This is a genomic window from Pseudomonas edaphica, from assembly GCF_005863185.1.
In the GTDB taxonomy this organism is placed as follows: domain Bacteria; phylum Pseudomonadota; class Gammaproteobacteria; order Pseudomonadales; family Pseudomonadaceae; genus Aquipseudomonas; species Aquipseudomonas edaphica.
In genome coordinates this window covers 1-4885 of the sequence record NZ_VBVZ01000483.1, presented here as the reverse complement: position 1 = coordinate 4885, position 4885 = coordinate 1, and the positions used below count along the sequence as shown (strand labels likewise).

3 protein-coding genes and 1 pseudogene are annotated in these 4885 nt (G+C 60.5%); 1 reads left to right on the top strand and 3 read right to left on the bottom strand.

The genetic code is table 11. The features are described 5' to 3' along the window. Together FEM54_RS24740 and FEM54_RS24735 are read right to left on the bottom strand one after the other, a co-directional pair. Positions 1-1326: pseudogene (locus tag FEM54_RS24740) on the bottom strand (hypothetical protein); the annotation flags it as partial. Positions 1327-1485: 159 nt separating this feature from the next. Then, positions 1486-2412 (bottom strand): LysR family transcriptional regulator, encoded by a 927-nt coding sequence (locus FEM54_RS24735; RefSeq protein WP_017135525.1) that lies wholly within the window; start codon positions 2410-2412, stop codon positions 1486-1488. Positions 2413-2524: 112 nt separating this feature from the next. Between FEM54_RS24735 and FEM54_RS24730 the strand changes: the two genes are divergently transcribed. After that, a complete protein-coding gene (locus FEM54_RS24730; RefSeq protein WP_099549847.1) occupies positions 2525-3508 on the top strand; it encodes an aldo/keto reductase in 984 nt (327 codons plus the stop codon). A 176-nt stretch (positions 3509-3684) separates the two neighbouring features. Here FEM54_RS24730 and ligD read toward each other — a convergent pair. Continuing rightward, positions 3685-4885: DNA ligase D (gene ligD, locus FEM54_RS24725; protein WP_138453457.1), on the bottom strand; the 1201-nt coding region annotated here is incomplete at its 5' end.

The following is a 4885-nucleotide window of genomic DNA, read 5'->3' as shown; positions in this document are numbered from 1 at the left end:
CTCAATACGTGTTTCACTGTGGGCTTGGTCGTATTTCCCCACGCCCAAGGCCGCCAGCAGCCAGTCGGTGACACTGCCTTTGACTGAGCGAGCCTCGAATGTGGCTTCAATTGCCTTGCCCAGTGCGGTGCCTCTGTCTGAACTTATCAAGCTGCTGATCAACTGCCGTGGATTCAGCTGTTCCTGCGCGGAGATCGATCTACCGTTGAGCAGATAATCCAGGACATGCTTGAAGGGTCTTAATGTGACGTCGCCGAATTTTCCTTCGGTAATACCCATCTTTAATTGGGTCTGGTTGTCACGTGCAAGTGGTTCGGGCCATGTCAGCGCGCCGCCCAAGTCGCCATGGGGGGCGGCCTTGGGGGGTGTCGTGAGGAGCGCGCTGGAGAGGTTTTCCAGTTGCTCGGGGTTGGTGGGGACGTCAATGCCATGCTCCGTCAGAAATTGAAGCAGGCTGGTTTCGTTGGCGGCGCCAGTGCCCGTTGGCCGGTAGGTGCTGTCTGCAGACAGTGGCAGCGGCTGTCCCAGTTCGGGCTGGAGTTCCTCGAACTTTTTACTGCCATCCTCCAGGGCCATCGCCAGGCGTTGCAGTGCAGCGCCCGCCCGGTGCCAGTTGTGGATATCACCCAGTGCCGCTTTCTGTTCCTGTAGTGTTTCTTCGCTGCGCGACTGGATCTTGTCCGCAAAGCGGTCTGGATCGAGGGTTTTGAAGTTACCCGTCTGGTGGCTGATTTCGTCCGCTCGCTTGAGCATGCCAGACAGCGTCAGGTTCTGTGGCTCCTGATAAAATCGACCGACGAGCTTCCAGGGTACAGGTGCGTCCGGGCTATTGACGGGAGGCGCAAAAGGAAATTCGCCATCTATGACGCTCGCGGCCCGCAGGATAGGCCCGCTCAGGGCAGCCCACTGGCTGTCGTCCTGGCCCAGCGTGTGTAATGTGCTTAGCGGGTCAAGAAAGCGCTCACGGTAAAAGGAAATCTGACCTGATTTGGGATCGATTTTTATCGAGGTGGTATCAACCCCCAAGGCCTTGATCCACTGCTGAACATCGGGCGATTGGAAGGCATCATGCAAGTGCCTCCACCATTGGCCAAAGGTGGAGTGGGGAGCAATGTGATCGAAGTCTTCAACATGAGTGCGACGGCCAGCCAGGTTCAGGGCGATCGCGTATTGCATGGCCAGTTCGCTGTCTCCATTGGCCCGTGTGGCAGCCTGCGCTTCCTGCGGGGCCGCGGTGTCACGTTTTGGCCTTGAAAGCGGCGGCAGTAGCGGCAACGTTGGAGCAGATGAAGGGCGTGCGATGATCTGATTGGAAACACTGTTCATAGTGGGCTGCCGTTGTGCGTGTGGGAATAGCGCCTCGACGTGGGAACTAACGAGGCATTTCCCTTACGTAACAGCCGCTTCGGTTTGATTCCCTGCTTCCACCGATTCAGTCGTAACCCTATATTTCGCCCCCTCCAGGCCAACCTGCCTGGCCCAGGTTCAATGTGTTTCCATTAACTGCGAACCGATGGTTTTCATCCGGATCATATCCATCAACTGGCGCAAACCCGGTTGCGACTGGCGGCGGCTCGGGTAGTACATGCACAGCGGTTCGCCCATGCAGGCCCAGTCCGGCATGACTTCCACCAGTCGGCCCTCGGCAAGCTGCTGCTGCACGCGGTCGGACAAACAATAGGCAATCCCCACGCCTTGCAACGCAGCATTGACGATGGTTTCTGTGTCGGCCGCACTGAAGTGCCCGGGCACATCGATGCGTTGTTGGCGCGCACCGTTGCCCAGCTCCCATTTGTAGGTGGTCTTGTCGCCCAGGTACATGCGGATGCACGCGTGCTCCAGCAGGTCCTTGGGTACCTGAGGTGTACCGCGACGGGCGAGGTAGGCGGGGGAGGCGACCATGATCCAGCGCAGTGCGCCGGTCAGCGGCACCGCGACCATGTCCTGTGGCACGGTCGCACCGTAGCGGATACCCGCGTCGTAGCCTTCGGCAATGATGTCGAGCATGTGGTCTTCGACGATCAAGTCCAGGCGCAACTGCGGGTAGGCGTCGGTGAAGTCGCCGAGGATCGGCGCCAACAGCAGCACGGCTGCATCCCGTGGCACATTGATGCGCAAGCGGCCAATCGGCGCTTCGCGGTGCAGCTCCAGGGTATCGAGACCGTCCTGGATGACGGCAAAGCCCTGGGTGAGTTTTTCCGCCAGCAGGGTGCCGGCGTCAGTCGGTTCCACCGCGCGGCTGGTGCGGTACAGCAGCTTGACCCCCAGGCGCGTTTCGAGGTTGCGCATGGTGTGGCTCAGCGCCGAGGTGGTCACGCCCAGCTCATGGGCGGCATGGCGAAAACTGCGGCGCCGGATGATCGCCATGAACACATTCAGATCGGCCAATTCGGAACGATTAAAAGCCGCCATATCAAGCCTCTTTACTAGGAGTTCGGTTGCATGGGGCGTTGAGCCCTATTCAACATCGGATGATCTAGAGTAATTGTTTTCCTACGTATTTTTGCTCTTCGAGGAGTTTTTTATGCGCATCGAGACCCTCCGGATTGCCGGCATCGACAAGGCCGTCTCGCGGATTGCCCTCGGCACCTGGTCCATGGGGGGGCATTTGTGGGGCGGTGCGGACAACGAGCAGTCGATCAAGACCATTCGTCATGCATTGAACTGCGGCATCAACCTGATCGACACTGCGCCGGTGTATGGCCTTGGGCTGTCCGAAGAACTGATCGGCAAGGCCGTGCGCGGCATGCGCCACAGCGCGGTGATTGCCACCAAGGCCGGCCTGCAATGGGACGACGGCACCACCCGGCGCAATGCCACGGCGCGGCGCATCCGCAAAGAAGTCGAAGACTCTTTGGTGCGCCTGGACACCGACTATATCGACCTGTACCAGGTGCACTGGCCCGACCCGCTGGTGGCCCAGGAAGAAACCGCCGAAGAGCTCGAGCGCCTGCGCCGCGAGGGCAAGATCCTCGCCGTTGGCGTGAGCAACTATTCCTGCGCGCAAATGGACGACTTCAGTCGGCACACGGCGCTGGCCACCGTGCAGCCGCCCTACAACCTGTTCGAGCGCGCCATCGACAGCGACATCCTGCCCTATGCCCGCCAGCGCTCGCTGGTGCTGTTGGCCTATGGCCCGCTGTGCCGTGGCTTGCTGACCGGCAGCATGCACTCGGCCACCCGCTTTGCCGGGGATGATGTGCGCAAGCTTGATCCCAAATTCAAGGCACCGCGTTTCGAGCAATACCTGGCGGCTGTGGCGGCGCTGGACAGCTATGCGCGCGAATGCCATGGCAAGTCGGTGCTGGCCCTGGCCATGCGCTGGGTGTTGGACCAAGGCCCGACCATTGCACTGTGGGGCGCGCGCCGCCCGGAACAATTGAAGGGTTTTGAAGAGGTGTTTGGCTGGCACCTGACCGCCGATGACCTGACACATATCGACCGTATTCTTGCCAGCACGATAAAAGATCCAATCGGGCCGGAATTTATGGCCCCCGCCAAACGTTAGCCTTAACGACAGGGATGTCGGCACACAAACACCATCCCTGTTCGTCGAGGTTTTTGCATGAAGCGCGGTACCGTATTCAAGAACGCTGGTGGTTTGCTTGCTGTGTTGGCTTTGCTGGGGGCCTGGCCAAAGCGATCCCCGACGCTTTCGTATCGGCGGCGGACGCTGGATGCCAATCACTGTGGCGGCTGCGCCCCCAGCTTGCCCCACATCTTCTTGCTGATCTTCTGCCGGTTGGCGTAACCGGCCCAGGGGTCATCCTTGAGCGTGCTCAAACGCTCATGCAGATTAGCCACCGTCCATTGCTGCGCACCGCGTAACCCGTTCAGTTCGTCCTTGCTCACCGGCACCGAGACCGGCAGGCCCGGGCGTGCCCGTACCGAATAGGCCGCCACCGTACTCGCGCCGCGGGCATTGCGCAGGTAGTCGATAAAGATCTTGCCAATGCGGTTCTTCGGGCCACTGGTAGCGGTAAAGCGTTCAGGCAGTTGCTGTGCCATAAACTGTGCGATGGCCTTGGCAAAGGCCTTTACTGTCTCCCAGCCGTCCCGGCGCGCCAGCGGGATGACCACGTGCAGGCCTTTGCCACCGCTGGTTTTGACGAACGCCTCAAGGCCCAACTCATCCAGTACCGACAGGGTCAATTGCGCGGCCTCCAGCATGCTTTTCCAGGGCAGCGCCGGGTCCGGGTCGAGATCGAGCACAAACCGGTCCGGGGTTTCGATTTTGTCGGCAGTCGCGCCCCAGGTGTGCAGCTCAATGGTGCCCATCTGCACGGCGCCGAGCAGGGCTTTGGTGGTGTCGATTTCCATCAGCCGTGCATGGCCAGGGTCGAGGTTCTGGTCCAGTTGTTTGATATGGGGAATGGCCAGGCGCTCTGCATGTTTTTGGAAGAATTGCTCGCCTTCGATGCCATCCGGCGCGCGCAGTAGCGAGACCGGCCGATGGCGCAGAAACGGCAGGAGCCATTCGCTGATGCTGGCGTAAAAGTCTGCCAACTGCTGCTTTTGCGTGCCACTTCGTGGATCGATCACGCGATCGGGGTGCGTGATGTTCACGCCGTTGCCGGCTTTTTTCGGCACTGAGGCCTGCTTGAGAGATTTGGCCGCGCGCGGTTGCTCATGGATGATCTGCGCCACAGGCTTGTCGCTGCGCATCGCCACGAATGAGGCTTGGCGTACCACGCCTTCGCGGGTCCATTCGGCGAAATTGACTTCGCCGACCAGCTCGGGCTCCACCCAGTGCACGCCGCGTGCCTGGCTGCTGGTCAGCGGGTTTTGCAGTGGCGAAGTTTTGCGCGCCAAAGGCGTGAGCTGGGCGTAAATCGCTTTGAGCGCGTGCTGATCAAACCCGGTGCCGACACGCCCGGCATACACC

What these genes read in the sequence shown, in the direction of transcription:
- FEM54_RS24730 (WP_099549847.1), top strand. Translation starts at nt 2,525, where the DNA reads ATGCGCATCGAGACCCTCCGGATTGCCGGCATCGACAAGGCCGTCTCG.
- FEM54_RS24735 (WP_017135525.1), bottom strand. Translation starts at nt 2,412, where the DNA reads ATGGCGGCTTTTAATCGTTCCGAATTGGCCGATCTGAATGTGTTCATG.